The organism is Alishewanella sp. WH16-1, from assembly GCF_001441695.1.
GTDB classification, from domain to species: Bacteria; Pseudomonadota; Gammaproteobacteria; order Enterobacterales; family Alteromonadaceae; genus Alishewanella; species Alishewanella agri.
This window is the reverse complement of record NZ_LCWL01000009.1, coordinates 96,431-110,283: the sequence shown is the minus strand read 5'-3', so window position 1 is coordinate 110,283 and position 13,853 is coordinate 96,431. Positions and strand designations below refer to the sequence as shown.

Annotated in this window: 14 protein-coding genes; all 14 read left to right on the top strand. The window is 50.8% G+C overall.

All coding sequences use genetic code 11. The annotated features are described in order from the left end of the window. The first annotated feature begins 72 nt into the window (after nucleotides 1-72). The 14 genes from AAY72_RS01530 to AAY72_RS01465 all read left to right on the top strand — a co-directional run bounded on the left by AAY72_RS01530 (nucleotide 73) and on the right by AAY72_RS01465 (nucleotide 13,844). Entirely contained in the window at nucleotides 73-1,086 is a 1,014-nt protein-coding gene (locus AAY72_RS01530; protein ID WP_057785317.1) for a major capsid protein, read from the top strand. Continuing rightward, nucleotides 1,086-1,421, top strand: a complete 336-nt coding sequence (locus AAY72_RS01525) for a hypothetical protein (RefSeq protein WP_057785316.1) — start codon at nucleotides 1,086-1,088, stop codon at nucleotides 1,419-1,421. Before AAY72_RS01530 ends, AAY72_RS01525 begins: the two co-directional genes overlap by 1 nt. Continuing rightward, entirely contained in the window at nucleotides 1,418-1,966 is a 549-nt protein-coding gene (locus tag AAY72_RS01520; protein WP_057785315.1) for a hypothetical protein, read from the top strand. Before AAY72_RS01525 ends, AAY72_RS01520 begins: the two co-directional genes overlap by 4 nt. Continuing rightward, on the top strand, nucleotides 1,963-2,409 hold the full coding sequence (locus AAY72_RS01515; RefSeq protein ID WP_057785314.1) for a hypothetical protein: 447 nt from the start codon (nucleotides 1,963-1,965) through the stop codon (nucleotides 2,407-2,409). Before AAY72_RS01520 ends, AAY72_RS01515 begins: the two co-directional genes overlap by 4 nt. Nucleotides 2,410-2,415: 6 nt before the next feature. Next, a complete protein-coding gene (locus AAY72_RS01510; protein WP_057785313.1) occupies nucleotides 2,416-3,150 on the top strand; it encodes a hypothetical protein in 735 nt (244 codons plus the stop codon). Between the two features lie 107 nt (nucleotides 3,151-3,257). Then, on the top strand, nucleotides 3,258-3,725 hold the full coding sequence (locus AAY72_RS01505; RefSeq protein ID WP_057785312.1) for a DUF4124 domain-containing protein: 468 nt from the start codon (nucleotides 3,258-3,260) through the stop codon (nucleotides 3,723-3,725). A gap of 61 nt (nucleotides 3,726-3,786) precedes the next feature. Beyond that, nucleotides 3,787-7,326, top strand: coding sequence for a tape measure protein (locus AAY72_RS01500; protein WP_057785311.1), 3,540 nt, complete (start codon nucleotides 3,787-3,789; stop codon nucleotides 7,324-7,326). Between the two features lie 34 nt (nucleotides 7,327-7,360). Further along, the gene (locus tag AAY72_RS01495; RefSeq protein WP_057785310.1) at nucleotides 7,361-7,732 is read left to right on the top strand and encodes a hypothetical protein; all 372 of its coding nucleotides are present in this window, start codon (nucleotides 7,361-7,363) and stop codon (nucleotides 7,730-7,732) included. 18 nt (nucleotides 7,733-7,750) lie between these two features. Further along, entirely contained in the window at nucleotides 7,751-10,201 is a 2,451-nt protein-coding gene (locus AAY72_RS01490; protein ID WP_057785309.1) for a hypothetical protein, read from the top strand. 13 nt (nucleotides 10,202-10,214) lie between these two features. Beyond that, nucleotides 10,215-11,243, top strand: coding sequence for a hypothetical protein (locus tag AAY72_RS01485; protein WP_057785308.1), 1,029 nt, complete (start codon nucleotides 10,215-10,217; stop codon nucleotides 11,241-11,243). Beyond that, nucleotides 11,227-11,535 carry a hypothetical protein gene (locus AAY72_RS01480; RefSeq protein WP_057785307.1) on the top strand — a complete coding sequence of 103 codons (309 nt, stop codon included), beginning with the start codon at nucleotides 11,227-11,229 and terminating at the stop codon, nucleotides 11,533-11,535. Before AAY72_RS01485 ends, AAY72_RS01480 begins: the two co-directional genes overlap by 17 nt. Continuing rightward, entirely contained in the window at nucleotides 11,532-13,406 is a 1,875-nt protein-coding gene (locus tag AAY72_RS01475; protein WP_057785306.1) for a hypothetical protein, read from the top strand. Before AAY72_RS01480 ends, AAY72_RS01475 begins: the two co-directional genes overlap by 4 nt. Continuing rightward, complete coding sequence (locus AAY72_RS01470; protein WP_057785305.1) at nucleotides 13,399-13,626, top strand: hypothetical protein; 228 nt, start codon at nucleotides 13,399-13,401, stop codon at nucleotides 13,624-13,626. The genes AAY72_RS01475 and AAY72_RS01470 overlap by 8 nt, the downstream gene beginning before the upstream one ends. A gap of 14 nt (nucleotides 13,627-13,640) precedes the next feature. Then, nucleotides 13,641-13,844 carry a hypothetical protein gene (locus AAY72_RS01465; RefSeq protein ID WP_057785304.1) on the top strand — a complete coding sequence of 68 codons (204 nt, stop codon included), beginning with the start codon at nucleotides 13,641-13,643 and terminating at the stop codon, nucleotides 13,842-13,844. The last annotated feature ends 9 nt before the right edge of the window (nucleotides 13,845-13,853 follow it).

Genomic DNA, 13,853 nt, shown 5'->3' with positions numbered 1-13,853 from the left:
ACCAAACCCCTTTAATGACCCGCTGTTAGCGGGTTTTTTTATTGTAAAAATCCGCTAAATAAGGAATACACCATGAACTTACAACAGTTCTTAGCTGATCCGCACTTTCAGACATCAACCCTGACAGCGGCGATCAACGAAGCGCGTACCGCGCCAACCCTGCTGGCCAGCTTAGGCCTGTTTGAAGAGCGTGGCATTACCACCACCACCTTTGAACTGGAATTTGATGGCGAAGTATTAACTCTGGTTATGCCAGGCGAGCGTGGCGAACCGGCACAAGGTCAGAAAAAGGCCAACCGCCGTAAAATCCCGTTCAAAACCGTACACCTGCCAGTGCCTATGCATATTAAAGCCGATGAGATCCAAAACGTTCGCGCTTTTGGTACCCAAACCGAGCAGCAAGCGGTACAGCAAGTGGTTAACAGCCATTTAGAACTGGCCCGCCAGCGCTTAGTGGCTACGCGCGAGTTAATGCGTGCTGGTGCCATTACCGGCAAAGTACGCAACGCACAAGGCGATGTGATCCTGGATATTCCAGCCGCATTTGGTATTACCGTGCCAGTAGTAGAGTTCGACCCGGCTGCCAAGAAAACCAAGGCGCTGTTAACTGCAGCGAAAACTGCAGCGAAAAAGCACCTTGGCCAAGGCGTTGTCAATCGTTGGTTGTTAATGTGTGGCCCAGCGTTCTTTGACGCCTACAGCGAAGCTGACGACGTAGTGCGCGGCCTGCAGAACAAAAACGGCAACAGCAATGATCTGATTGACGACATGACAGACGGCCTGAACTTCCACAACGTAACGGCCTTTGCGTATGACGCCAGTGTAATTGGCGCAGACGGTAACACCGAAATCGCGTTTGTGGAGCCAGACGAAGCCTACTTAATCCCGGTTACGCCGGGCCTGTTTATTGGCCGCAACGCCCCGGCAGATTACGTAGAAACCGTTGGCACCTTAGGTTTACCGTTCTACGCCAAAACCGAACTGGCACCAATGGGCAAAGGCATTGCTGGTGAAGCACAGTCTAACCCGCTGTATATTCCCACGCGCCCATTAGCTGTTCGTAAGTTGAAGCTTAAAGTAGTTTAATGAGCCGCTTTAGCGCAGCCGCCGCCCTTGCTAAAAGGGCGGTGTTAAACCAGTTTGGCGAGCAAATGGAATTGTTCGCCGCTGATCGGATAACCAAAATCCGCGATTTTAACGGCGTATTTTTGGAACGCACCGAAGAAGCAAAAGAGCTGGATCGCATCAACACCGATTACAAAGTGCTGAAAATGGACAACGCCATACTGCCACATATCCGCAGTGGCCTGTTTGTTAAGCACAACGGCAAATTCTATCGGCTTGATCAACCTGCAGATCTGCGTAAATTCAGCCGCGCAGGCATCAATAACGACCACTTTATAAATTGGTACGTGGTATGAACCGCCCAGAAGATGCGGAACAGTTTTTACGCCAGTTAGGTGAAGAAGGCCAGCGCGCCTTAGCCGAAACGCTCAACGATGCAGCAAGCCAACTACGTAAAGACGCCATAGACGCCATCCATGGTCGCTATAACCTTGAACGCAGTTATGTAGCCGAGCGCATTAGTGTTCGTACCCGCGCCAACCCGAAAAACCTGCAAGTAACCATCAGTGCCAGAGTTCGTGGCACACAATTAGCGCGGTTCGACGCACAGCAACAATACAAGCCCGGCAAAACGGTGCCAGAGCGTACCGCTGGCGTAAGCGTTAATGTGGTTCGCAACAATCCGCGGGCAACATTAGAACAGGCGTTTTTTATCAATTTAAAGCGCGGTAACGCCGAAACGGGTAACCGGGGCATAGCTATTCGCAACAGCAAAAAACGCGACGACTTTCGCATTTTATACAGCGTATCGGTTGATCAGGCCTTTGGCTGGTTTCGGGATGAACTGGAACCCAGCAGCGATCAACTGTTCGACGACTTTATTAGCAGGCTTAATTTATGAGCAACAAAGGCAACCTGGTACTGCAGGCGCTTACCGCCAAAATGCAACAGGCGTTTCCAACTGCCACGGTTAAAGAGGGCTGGGCCAGCAGTTATCTGCGCCAGGTAGAGCAGTGGCCGCTTATTACTATTGCGCCCATTGTCACCAACGCCGTTTATCAGGGGCGGGCGGTAAAAGACGATATGCAGTTCCATATTCAAATCGTCGACCATGAAAACGAAGCCCCAGAAACCTTACCCAGCCGGTTAATTCAATACTTAACCAGCTACCGCAAGGCGTTATTTAGCCAGCAACCCACAGATCGCTTTAATAACTGGGATGGCCTGTTAAACGGCCAGCCTACCGAAGGCGCCGAAACGCGCTTTATCGAACCGACACCGGGCCAACCTTATGCCGGTTTATCCATGATCTTAACCACAACCTATAGTCAAACTATGGAGTAACAAACCATGTCACAACCAGTTCAGGTGTCGTTTATCGGCTCCGGCGTTATTTATTACAAAGGCCGTGATATCGGCAACTGCTCTGCAGCCGACATCACTTATGACTTAGACAAACAAACCCTGCCCAATTACCGTGGTGGTGGCGGCAACGCCGACGTATACGAGCGTATCAGCGCCGTTAACCTGGCCATTGGCATTACCAGCTTAAACGCGGCCAACCTGGCGCTGTTAAACAACGCCTCGGTAACCAACATTACCGGCCAAGACGTAACCGACGAAGAGTTAGTCGTAAGCGGCTTAGACCGGCTGATCCGTGTTGATCATATGATCGACACTACGCAAACGGTATCGTTAAAAACCGCACTGGATGTTGTTATTCCAGCGCTACACAGTGTAGACGGCACCCCGAACTATACCGTAACAGCCGCCGGCATTATCGTGCCAACTGGTAGCGAAATTACCGCGCTGGACGAAGTAAAAATCACCTACAAAGTACCTGCCGGCTACCTGCTGCAGGCACTGCTGACCTTTGGTGAAGAGGGTGATGTTGTTATCGACGGCCTTAACGACATTAACGGTAAGCGCCACGTTATCGACTGCTGGCGTTGGAAGCCAAGCCCAACCGGCCTAAGCGCCATTACCACTGAGTTTGCCACCGCCACCGTAACCGGTGAGCTGTTAAGCGATGAAAGCAAACCCATGGGCACCAGTAAGTTTTTCCGCATTACCGCGGCCAGCTAACTCCTGGGCATTCCCGGCACGTAAAACTGCCGGGCTTTTTCACGTTTCTTTAACGTTAAAACTTGGCTATATTGGTAAGGTCGATGGTTAACGTTAAGGAAAACACAATGTCTTTGTCTCTGATCTTTACCTTGTTGCTAAGTGGTCCGGTTCAAGTTTATAAATGCGACTTTAACGGCACAGTAATTTATAGCCAGCAACCGTGTGGCGATAACTCTGAAAAGGTAGAAGTTAAAGCTGTGCCGAAAATGAGCGGTTCAGCCAATGCCAATCAAACAGCAAAGCCTGCAGTAAGTGAGTTCGATCAAATATCGTTGAACATAAAAAAGCGGAATTTAAATATTGAGTTCACCAGACTAAACGCTCGAAAAGAGCGATTACTCAGAGAACGCGATGCAGAACTAGCCAAACTAAAAGCCAAAAAACGTCGATCAGCTAACAATTTGGCAGGCGCCACTTGGGAAGAGAGCATATCAACCGAAATGGCAGCGGTCGTAAAAAAGTATGAAACCGATATCAACGAGCTAAATCGCGAAATTGATAAGTTAAAAACCGAAATAGATAGTCTCGACTAGCAATAACAACCCAACAACCCGCTTCGGCGGGTTTTTTTATGCCTGTAATTAAGGGTTTTCCATGTCCGTAAAACAAAAGTTTATTGATCTGATCCTGCGCGGTAAGGACTTATTTACCCCTACCGCTAATGCAGCCAGTGAAGAACTGAAAAAATTACAGGCTGAGAGTAAAAACACCTCTGATCAACTGCGTAATTTAGAGCAGGCTCAGACCGCAGTTGCCCGCGCTCAGGGCTTAGAACTGTATGCCAAAAATACCGAAGTAGCATTAGCCGCTGCTCGCGAAGAAGTAACCCGCTTAGCCCGTGAAATGGACGCCGCCGACCGGCCCACCAAAGAACAAAGCGAAGCGCTTAAACTTGCCACGCGATCAGCTAACCAGCTGCAAACCGAATATAACAAACTGCAACTGCAGCTTACCCGCTCCAAAACAGAACTGCAGCAAAACGGGGTAGACACCAACAAGCTGGCATCTGAGCAAGACCGCCTGCAACGCGAAGTTAAAGAATCATCCACAGCGCTAAATGAAAAGCGCGATCGGTTGCGCCAGTTACGGGGCGAACTCGACACCTCAGAAAAAAGCACCGGCAAATTTGGCGAGGGCCTACGCGGACTAACAGCCCGCTTAGCCGCTTTTGCTGCAGCTTATGTCGGTATCAACCAGTTACGTAACGCCCTTACTGCCATTTTTCAAACCGGTGATAAGTTTGAAAAGCTGGATATTCAACTGGCCGGTGTTATGGGCTCGATCCAGGCCGGTGAGCAAGCCAGCGCCTGGATTAAGCAATTTGCCAAAGACACGCCTTTACAGCTTGATCAGGTAACCGAAACCTTTGTTCGCTTAAAGAACTTCGGTATCGATCCGATGGATGGCGCAATGCAGGCCATTGTCGACCAGTCAGAAAAGCTTGGTGGTGGTTATGAGCGGGTGCAAGGTATATCGCTGGCACTTGGCCAAGCTTGGGCAAAACAAAAACTGCAGGGCGAGGAAATACTGCAGCTAATTGAGCGCGGTGTACCAGTATGGCAGCTTTTGGAAAACGTAACAGGTAAAAACACTCAGGAACTGCAACGCTTAAGCAGCGCCGGCGAACTTGGCCGCGACGTAATCAAACAACTGATCGACGAAATAGGTCGCAGCGCAGAAGGGCAGGCCGCTAAGGGTATGAGCACCTTAAGCGGCTTAATATCCAACGCCAAAGATAACTTAGACCAGTTTTATAACATGATCGCCACCAGCGGTGCGCTGGACTGGTTAAAAGGTCAGTTAGATAGTCTGAATAAAACCATGGCCGAAATGGCTGCCAGTGGCGAGCTGCAGCAACTGGCCAAAAACATCAGCAACGGTATTGTTGCAACAGCCGAAGCAGTCAAGTCACTGGTTACCACGATCTACGAGTGGCGCGGTGCCATTATGGCGGTGGGTGCAGTATGGGCCACGCTAAAAGTCGGGCGTTTTTTAAGTGACCTGACCACCGGCACACTGGATGCCATTAAGCACCTGACTACCCTTGTTACCACTAAAAAGGGTGTAGAGGCTGCTAACGCCAAGTTAGGCGCCAGTTTTGGACCATTATTAAGCGCTATTAAAGGCGCAATTGGTGCAGCCAACAACTGGATCGGCAGCCTAACCGGCATTGGTGGCCTGCTGGCAAAAGGCGGTATTTTTGCCGGTATTGCCTACGGGGTTATCGAAATTGGCAGGCTGGCATCTGCCTGGTTAGATCTGCGCGATGCCCAGCGCGAATTATCAAAAAGCCAGGGCGAAGCCAGCATTACCAATGCACAGGTACGTGAAGAGCTACGCGAAATTAATGATCAGCTTGGCAGTAATTATAAAAACCTAAAAGAGGTAATTGCCGCTGAAGAGTCTGGCCAGATTGTACGGGATCAATCAACCGGCATTTGGCGTCGTAATACTGAAGAAATAGCGCGCAACACCCAAGAGTTAATTGGCCACGGCTATGAACTGCAAAACAGCGTTAATGCCATGGAAGAGGCTTATAAGCAGCTGGGCATTCAATCTACACAGAGCTTGCAGGAAGCTGCGGCTGCTGCACAAAAAGCCTATGAGGTTATCAGCTCAGGCAATGAACCAATAGAACAACAGCGTGCGGCTTTTCTGAAATATGCAGAATCGGCGGTTAAAGCCAGCCAGGCTACTGGCGATGGCGTACCAGAAACACTAAAAGCGCAGGCTGCCGCGCTCGGGTTAACCGAAAGCCTGGATAAGCTAAGCGGTGCTGGATCAAAAGCGGCAGATGCAGCGGCAAAACAGAATAGTGCTTTAAAAGGCAGCCAGTCTGAGCTGGAAAACACCAAAAAGCAAATAGAGGATTACCGCAAAACTCTGGATAGCAGCAGTGCCAGCTCAGACGAAAAAGCCGCGGCGGCAGAAAATCTAGCTGAAGCTGAGCGCAAACTCGCCGAGCAAACCAAACGTCTTAATGAAATAAAAGAAATTGAGGCGGGTACCTACACCAAGCTGCAGGCAAAACTGGCTGAATATACCGAGCAGATGGAAGCGCTCGACGAACTATACAAAGCAGACGGCATCAGCGCCCAGGAGTATATTCAACAGCGCGAACGCTATGCCGAAGTTATTGGCATTATTCAGCGGATGCTTGCGGGTTTAAGTGATGGCGAAAAAGAAGTACAGGCCGAAACGGGTAACACAAACCTGTCATTAGCCGAGCAGCAACGCCGGTTAGAAGATCTTGCCGAAAGCACCGGCAAAGCAACACGCTATATCAGTTTGCTTGCTAATGCGCAGCAGGCACTGCAATCAGAGTTTAAGCTGGCAGACAAATCTACTGAAGAGCTCAGTAAGCGTGTAAATGAGCTAAATAGCTTTATTGTGCAAAACAACCGGGTAACCAATATCTGGTGGACTGAGTTAGCCAAAGCTAGTAATGCCGCTTTTACCCGTGAACGCACCATTATCAACGAAACCTTGTTAATGCGCCGCTTGACTGAGCAGTTAGGTGATAGTGCTTTAACAATGGCACAGCTTGCTAACATTACTCGACAAGTTGACCGCGGCTTTCGCGAGCTTGGCGACAATGAAATGCGCGTTCTACGCCAAGCCATCACCGATGCCGAGCGCCGCTTACTGTCATTCCGCGAAGAGCTGCAGGGCACGGTTAGTAGCTTGCAGGACGAACTGGATCGCCTAAATGACAACGAAGCGGCTATCGAGAAGCGCCGCTACGAGCAACAAACAGCTGAACTGCGTGAAAAACTCAAAGCTGCAGAAGCCAGCGGCGATCGTGCTGCAGTTGAGGCAGCCCGCGAAGCGTTAAAACTGGCCGAGCAAATCTACAAAATTAAGCAGCAGCAGGCTGCCGAAGATTTAAAGCAGCGTAACGACCAAAACCGGCAAACAACGGCGGCTGCCAGCAACAATGTTACGCCTATTGTGCGGCAAACAGTGCCACAGGCTGTACCGGCCGCCACGCCAAGTAGCAGCACAACCGGCACCAGCCGTACCGTGCGCCTGGTACTGGACTTACAAGGCCGCAGCTATAACGCCGAAATGAACCAAAACGAAGCCGACCGCCTGCTTGCGCAAATAGAACGCGCCCGCAGTACCTCGCTATAAGCCTTTTGCCTGATAACACAACGAGAACGACACTATGCTGATCGACACCATTGTGCTGGACGATGATTTTCAGCGCATCGATGGCTACTGGCCCGGGCACCGCATTAATACCCAATACGCCAGTAACGGCGCCTTGCTGGTAGAAATGGCCGAAATGCAGGCCGGCGAGCCCATTATTTTAAACAGCGGCAACCACTGGATCCGCAAAAGCAAAGTGGACGCGCTACTGGCCCATATTCGACAGGGCTTAACCAGCTTTAACGTAACCCTGCCGGATGGCAGCAGCCACACCGCCATGTGGGACTACGGCAACCAGCCGCTGCAAGCCGAATACCTAACCCGCGAAACGTACCCAACAGCGAACAGCTGGATGGTTAACGTGCAGCTTCGGCTGATCAAATTATAAGTAACCTAAGGTCGCACCATGCTAAGAACCGACTTAAAAATATTTAAAAGCCAGCGCATGACGCAAAACGCCAACGCCGGCGGCCAGCGCACGGCCAACGAAGTAGCGAACGGCCAGCTGAATGAGGTATTCGGCAATATCAGCGCCATCGACCACGCCCAAAGCGCCGTCGACATCGTTAAAATTTACCCAGGCGTCAGCACGGCCAACACCCAGCTGCTGCAAGATGCCCATGTGCTAATCAACGAGCCGCCGGAAGATCCAAAAGTTGATGTAATGCTGATTGAAGCACCCGGCGTAACCGATGCCAGTGTGCGCAGCAATATTGTCGAGGCTATCGAGTCAGGTGTTACGGCTGGCCAACTGCTACGCAGCGGATTAAGCGGAATGCTGGCCGGGCAAAACTCTATCCCCAGCACCGACCTGTTGAACAATGCCGTAAGCGGTGAATCAACCAACGTATATCTGGCCATTGGCAGAATTATTGCTATTGCCGTCGAATATACCGGCACGGCCAGCGTAGACTACCCACGCTTTACGCATTACGCCAAGGTGCTTAGCAACACCAACGGCAACATTGTATTTGAACCGCCAATGCCCTTTAACACACCGGGGCCAAGCGTTTCAGTTAACGGCCAAACCCGCGTAACCCGGCTGCGCCGAACCAACTTAAACGACAATGTAAGCTACCACGGTGTTACCCGCTTAACCGCTGCAGTAGAGCAGGCATCTGTGTTGCCAGTTGCTAAAACGATTGGCTCGATACTGCCGCAGTTAACTTCTATCGTAGAGCGCAGCAATAATACGCCCTTTGTTTCAGAGCTGGGGTTAGCACGCAAAAAGGCCACTTATCTGGCAACTGGTAGCTCATATTCACTTGAGATTGACGACATCCTAAATGCTACGGGCACGCTGGCTGATACATCTATTTATGTGAACTTTATTTATTTTAATGGTGCGCCGGGTAACATGATTGTGCCAATAACAAATTATGTTAGTGGCGTACTAAGCTTTACCATCCCGCTGATCAAAACTGGTGGATCATACAGCCGCAACTTGTTAGAGGGCTCTGATATATCCGTTTTTTACTACAGTACCAACGCCTACGAAAAATATAGCAGCACCACCGCCTGGCCTGCCGATCGGCAATTGCTACCAGCAACGCTGGTTGGTACAGCACTAAACAACGCAACAGCATTACGCCGTAGTGTTTATACCGTAGCCACCGCACCGGTAAACCAGTTATTTGTAAACGGCAACTCAGGCCGCGAGCTGGCCGCCGAAATTAACATTGATACCGGCGCTATTACTTACTACAACAACTACAGCGATCTGGTTTACACCGCCATACTCGCCAACACCGCTGCAGCCGATGCCGTAGTAAGCACTGCTGACTTTGTTTTAGCCTACAGCCAGTATCAGGCCGACTCGCTATATATCACCGCCGAACTGCAGGCCGGTGGCCTGGTTAGTGCCAGCGCCGACGCCAGCGGTATTATTACCGGTACCGGTGTTAGCGGCACCCTGGTTAATGGCGTTGTCAGCCTGACATTTACCGCACCGGTTATGCAATCGTCTATCCGTTACGATATTAACGAGATTACGCAACTAACCCCGCCAGCCAGCCTGTACAGCATTAACCAGCTGCGTATAGCCAACGGTGGCGCTGTGCCGATATTCCGCGAATTTGGCGTAGTCAGCATCACCCACAACCAGTACAGCGATGTATCAGATCTAAACCCAGGCAATACGCTTAATCAGCGCCCTGGGGCCTTTATCGATATCGTCGACAGTACTGGAGCCTCGCTTTGGCACCCGCTGGATGCGCACTACAGCTACAACAAAACCACCGGCGTAGTAACCATTGTGGATGCCAGCGCCTTTACCGGCCCATTTGAGGTAACCGACACCATAGGCGAACTGGCATTAGTGGCAGAGGTTAACGACAACCAGCTGGTATTAACCACACCCATCGAGGGCAGCTACCCAGCCGGCAGTGTAGTCAGCAGCGTACAGGTGCTGGGTAATCTGCAAGCTGCAGCGAATGTGCTGTTTGATATGACAGCGTGGGAAAACGTTTGGAGTGACACAATCACCGGCAGCCCAGCCACCGGCAACTTTAATGAGCTGAACTACCCCATCGAAGTGCAGAACCAAAGCGCTATTAACGAGCGCTGGGTAATCGTATTCACCAGCCCAACCGCCTTTAACTGCATCGGCGAGGGCCTCGGCCTTATCGCCAGCGGCGACACGCTTAACGACTTCGCCCCAATTAACCCTAACACCCTGCAACCCTATTTTGTTATCCGCAAAGAGGGCTGGGGCGGCGGCTGGAACTTCGGCGAGTGCGTAAGGTTTAACACCGAAGCCGCAGCAAAACCACTGGTACTGCTGCGCTCCGTCAGCGCCGGCCATAGCCAAATTGAGCAGGATTCAATCAGATTACATTTCCGCGGTAATGCGGATTAAGGAGATTTATTAGATGGCTTCATATCCAGTAACAGTTTATCGGTGGGATGATCCGGGTGCGCCGCAGTTAGACAACGGCAAGATATCGTCATTTTTTAATATTCTGCACAAGTGTTTAGTAGAGGGTTATGGTGATAAAGTGCCACTTGGTTGGACCCGCTCATTCTACGACCCGACTAACTTTAAAGCAGCCTGGCGTAATAATGTTGCAGCTGGTGGTAGCGGTGGCAGTGCGTATTTTTATAGTAATACAAATACGGATGTTAATAATACGGTTATTAGGCTCACCTCTTGTAAATCAATAAGCGAATTAGGTGTTGTGACTGGTCAGGGTAGGCTGACTGCAGCCAGGTTTGATATGGCCACAAATACGGGAAAATGGGTTTTAATTGGTACAAGTATTGGGTTTTATTTTTATAGCTTTGGCTCTAATATCAATGCTAACGGTAACGGTTTGGTCAATAATTCAGAGAACAGACCGTCATTTTATGCTGGTGATATATTTTCTGTAATTCCTACAGATGCCGGTAAGTTTGTAATGTTTCACGAAATTACTTCCGCTGGCGATAACTCGAACCCACAATCCCTTAGAAATCTGAATAACATTAATAATACCGCATATTCATCAGGCGCAGCTATAACGTTGTGGGATGCAGACAATTTCAACAGTTTTCAAACTTACGGTTACGCCTCAGTAGCTATGCAATCCCCTGGAAGCGGAAATATAATTGCAGCAAATGCACACCCTTTGATATTCCATAACGTATCAATAGCTTCAACAGCAAGCTTTAATTTTCCAAATCAAAGTAGCCCAACAGATAGACTGGGTATACCCATTAGAGACAGTTTAATTAGACCCGCCCTCCGTGGAGTTTTACCCGGACTACTCGTTACCTACAGTAATTTCGGACATGGTGAAATTTTACCACTTGTTAAGTTGCAGGCGGGTGTAAATTATCACGGCATACCAAACCCAAACAGTGCTGGCTCATGCTCTGCACTAATTCAAGCGAGTGGTGATTGGTATGATCCTTTTAACTAGCTTTTGGGATACCCCGGCAGAGCCGTTACCTGCTGCACTATTAGAGTTGGATTTTGACCCCGCAGCCGAGCGTTACGGTGTTGTCGACCGTATGAGTCTTTCCACAATCTGGAACGGCCCAGTACCGCCAACTAACCCAGCGAAGCTGGTGGTGCCGATTGAATACGCAACCAGCAATAACCTGTTAGTTATGATATTTGACGACTCCGGCTCACCCAGCTACAACATAGTCGGCAACGATAAAGTACAGGCCCAGTTGGTAGACGCCCGAACGGTAACCACTAATCCATGACGCAGCTACGGTTTAGTAGTGTCAATAACGGTAGCACCAGCCCTATACAGTTAAAGTATGGGGCTTCGTTGTCTGCTGTGGTGTTGCGGTTTGAAAGCGAAAATAGCGGCACAACTAGCCCGTTACAGCTGTATTTTGAGGGTGCACCGCCGCCACCGCCACCACCCCCACCGCCAGACCTCTTGCCAAATACCATTATGGCCCTGGCAACCCGCTATCGCCGCGCTACACTGCAGCAAAACCAACCGCATACCAAGTGGCGCTCGGGTAACGACATTACCGCCACAGTGCAGATCCGCTATAGCGCCGGGGCGCCAACTACGCTGCAAACCACGGCCAACTGGCGTTTACCTCCGGTAATTACAAGTCAGTTCGGTGCGCTATGGCAAGTGCTGCCGGTAATCAACCAGCAGTTGCAAACTGGCTGGCAGCAACTACCACTGCAACAGCAGGTTAAAGGCACAAGCTGGCGGGTAGCGCCGGTACAACAGCAACACTGGCAGGCCGTTTGGCGCCGAACTGCTATCCAGCAGCAACAGCTAACCACCGGCTATCGTTACCCAGGTATCACTGGCCAGAGGTATGATCTGCTCTGGCGCAACGGCGGCGACATTACCCGCTACTACCGGCTGCCCTATGGCCCAAGGCCAGCCACTTACATCTGTACCCAAGATTACCGGCCACCGGTTGGCCGCGTTGTGCTGCAGTTTGCGGATCCGGCCCAGCCAGCCGCTGGCAGCGTAACGCTGCGCTTCAGCAACGCCAATAACCCAATAATTTGCGATCTGGACATCGGCGGCGGCCTAATCCCGCCATCGCCCGACGTACCAACCATAGACACAACAAAACCCATCCGGCCACCGCGCCGCAGGAGCTATATCATGCAGCCAGAGTTACGCTGCTATCGCCTGAGCGATAACCAGGAGATCAACATTGTTAGCGCTACCTGGTCAATCAGTCGCAGTAACTGGGCCGCGACAATTAACCTGAGCTGTGGCAGCCGTATTGATCGTGATCGCCTGTTAGCCGGTGGCCCGCAACTGTTTAAGTTGCTAATCAACGGTTATGAGTTTTACGGCATAGCCGAAGAGGGCAGCATGAGCCACAGCTTTGGCCAGAGCAGCTGGAGTATAAGCGGCCGCAGCAGTATTGCTGCCTTAGCAGCACCCAATGTACCGGCGCGCAGTTATACCAATACCACAGCCAAAAACGTAGTAGCACTAATGAGCGATGAACTGACCGGATCCGGCTGGACAGTCGATTTTGATATGACAGCCTTTAACGTGCCAGCCAATGTATTTAGCTATCAGAATAAAACGCCGATTGAAGCTATTGCCCAGATCGTAGCGGGTATTGGCGGTATGCTGTATCCGGATGGCGAAACAAACACCCTGCACGTAAAACCGCAGTGGCCAGTGGTACCTTGGGCCATGGCGCTGGCGGTACCGGATGTTGCCATACATGACAACGTGATCATCAGTTACAACAGCAGCCCGGCGAATACGCCATTGTTTAATGCTGTATTTGTGCGCGGTGAACAGCAAGGCGTAGAGTGCAAGGTGCGGCGCACCGGCAGCGCGGGTGATTTGCTGGCGCCCGATGTAGTAGACGCCATTATTACCGACCAACAAGCCGCCCGCCAGCGCGGCACCGCAATACTCGCGGACTGTGGCCGCAAAGAGCAGTACAGCATTACGCTGCCGATTATGCCGGATCTGCCACCCTGTTTACCTGGCATGCTGCTGGGTGTTACCTGGCAAACCGATATTTATAAGGGGTTGGTCGATAGCATCAATATTGCCGCCAGCCGCGGTAACGATGGCAGCATGACAGTTCGCCAGCAAATAGGGGTGATCCGCAGTTATGACTAACAATTATCAGCGCCTGCGCGGCCTAACCGCCAGCCAGCCCAGAACCATTGGCACCGTTACCAGCCACAACGCTGACGGCACCAGCACAGTACAACTATTATCCGGCAGTTTTATTACCGTTCTGGGGCAGGGCGTAGCCGTCGACAGCCGTGCATATATCGAGGACGGCCGTATACTCGGCCAAGCGGCTGACCTGCCGTTTTATCAGATCGACGTTTAATAAAGGAGCTCCGCATGTTTACAGTAGAAACGTGGGAGGGAAAGCAGCAGTATGAAACGATTTTAGAAGCTGTAACCTATGGCCGCATATTCGAAATTGAAAAAGATGATAAGGGGCAATTTCTGCTAGAGGACGGTTCGGGTGCGTTTGGTGTTACATTGACGCGAGAGCAGTTACTTGCACTCGCCAATGATTTAAAAAAATTAGCAGAGGAATAAGGGGGCTCC

Bases quoted from the DNA above. Each gene is read 5' to 3' on its own strand.
- AAY72_RS01530 (WP_057785317.1), top strand. From the start codon at position 73: ATGAACTTACAACAGTTCTTAGCTGATCCGCACTTTCAGACATCAACC.
- AAY72_RS01525 (WP_057785316.1), top strand. From the start codon at position 1,086: ATGAGCCGCTTTAGCGCAGCCGCCGCCCTTGCTAAAAGGGCGGTGTTA.
- AAY72_RS01520 (WP_057785315.1), top strand. From the start codon at position 1,418: ATGAACCGCCCAGAAGATGCGGAACAGTTTTTACGCCAGTTAGGTGAA.
- AAY72_RS01515 (WP_057785314.1), top strand. From the start codon at position 1,963: ATGAGCAACAAAGGCAACCTGGTACTGCAGGCGCTTACCGCCAAAATG.
- AAY72_RS01510 (WP_057785313.1), top strand. From the start codon at position 2,416: ATGTCACAACCAGTTCAGGTGTCGTTTATCGGCTCCGGCGTTATTTAT.
- AAY72_RS01505 (WP_057785312.1), top strand. From the start codon at position 3,258: ATGTCTTTGTCTCTGATCTTTACCTTGTTGCTAAGTGGTCCGGTTCAA.
- AAY72_RS01500 (WP_057785311.1), top strand. From the start codon at position 3,787: ATGTCCGTAAAACAAAAGTTTATTGATCTGATCCTGCGCGGTAAGGAC.
- AAY72_RS01495 (WP_057785310.1), top strand. From the start codon at position 7,361: ATGCTGATCGACACCATTGTGCTGGACGATGATTTTCAGCGCATCGAT.
- AAY72_RS01490 (WP_057785309.1), top strand. From the start codon at position 7,751: ATGCTAAGAACCGACTTAAAAATATTTAAAAGCCAGCGCATGACGCAA.
- AAY72_RS01485 (WP_057785308.1), top strand. From the start codon at position 10,215: ATGGCTTCATATCCAGTAACAGTTTATCGGTGGGATGATCCGGGTGCG.
- AAY72_RS01480 (WP_057785307.1), top strand. From the start codon at position 11,227: ATGATCCTTTTAACTAGCTTTTGGGATACCCCGGCAGAGCCGTTACCT.
- AAY72_RS01475 (WP_057785306.1), top strand. From the start codon at position 11,532: ATGACGCAGCTACGGTTTAGTAGTGTCAATAACGGTAGCACCAGCCCT.
- AAY72_RS01470 (WP_057785305.1), top strand. From the start codon at position 13,399: ATGACTAACAATTATCAGCGCCTGCGCGGCCTAACCGCCAGCCAGCCC.
- AAY72_RS01465 (WP_057785304.1), top strand. From the start codon at position 13,641: ATGTTTACAGTAGAAACGTGGGAGGGAAAGCAGCAGTATGAAACGATT.